Raw genomic sequence first — 1,075 nt, forward strand, 5'->3', positions numbered from 1 at the left:
ACAGCGAATCCTGTGGCTCTGCCGCCGAATGTCGGTGCCGCGGGCTAGCGTCGGGTGGGTATCCGACAGCTGAGGAGCAGCGATGAGCGCGGTCACGACGAATCAACCACTCGGTACCCCGACGTGGATCGACCTGGGCATCCCGGATCTCGACCGAGCGATGGCCTTCTACGGGTCGGTCTTCGGGTGGGAGTTCGACGTGGGTCCCGAGGAGTACGGCCGGTACACGATGTGTCTGCTCGGCGGCAAGAAGGTCGCCGCGCTGATGCCGAATCCCGACGCGAACGCCACCGAGTTCTGGTGGAACGTCTACCTGGCAACTGATGATCTCGATGCGACGGTCGCTCGGTCCGCAGCCGCGGGCGGCACGTCACTGATGGAGCCGATGGACATCGCCGACCAGGGTCGGATGGCGATGGTGCGGGATCCGTCAGGTGCGCAGTTCGGCCTGTGGCAGGGGCGGGCGCACGTCGGCTGCGAGCTCGTGAACGAGCCGAACACGTTGTTGCGCAACGACTTGGTGACACCGAATCCCGGTCCGGCGCGGGAGTTCTACGCGGCGGTGTTCGACTTCACGCTGGACGGGAACGCCGACCTGCCGGGCGTGGACTTCACCTTTCTGCGCAGGCCGGACGGGCACGAGATCGGTGGCATCGTGGGCGATGCGGCTGCCTCGGAGTCTTCCTGGGGGACGCTCTTCCAGGTGGCCGATACCGACGCGGCCGTCGCCGCGGCCCGGGCCGGCGGTGGTGCCGCGGACGATCCGACGGACATGGTGTACGGGCGGACCGCGGATGTCACCGATCCGTTCGGGGCGAAGTTCACGGTGGGTTGCCCGCTGTCGGGTGCACAGGGGTAGAGGAGTCTCGGGGAGGAAGTAGCTTTCCGGATTTCAGGACGTCCGCGACGGGAGATGTCCGCAATCCGTACCGGCTGAGCGGTGGTGACGCTGAGTTGTCACCGGGTTGTTGCGGTGGATAGATCACGGTCGGTCGTGGTCGTCGGTGCCCACGTCTTGTTCATGCGGGTCTGCGACCGTGAGGACGGCGTCGACGATGTGCGGGTTGCGTTCGAG

The 1,075-nt window shown here is 66.6% G+C and carries 1 protein-coding gene; it reads left to right on the forward strand.

The features are described from left to right. Positions 1 to 82 precede the first annotated feature (82 nt). Complete coding sequence (locus tag P3H15_RS54065; RefSeq protein ID WP_276144834.1) at positions 83 to 859, forward strand: VOC family protein; 777 nt, start codon at positions 83 to 85, stop codon at positions 857 to 859. The last annotated feature ends 216 nt before the right edge of the window (positions 860 to 1,075 follow it).

Source organism: Rhodococcus sp. T2V, assembly GCF_029269925.1.
Lineage (GTDB): Bacteria > Actinomycetota > Actinomycetes > Mycobacteriales > Mycobacteriaceae > Rhodococcus_F > Rhodococcus_F koreensis.

Coding starts and splice junctions, on each gene's coding strand:
- P3H15_RS54065 (WP_276144834.1), top strand. CDS start 83: ATGAGCGCGGTCACGACGAATCAACCACTCGGTACCCCGACGTGGATC.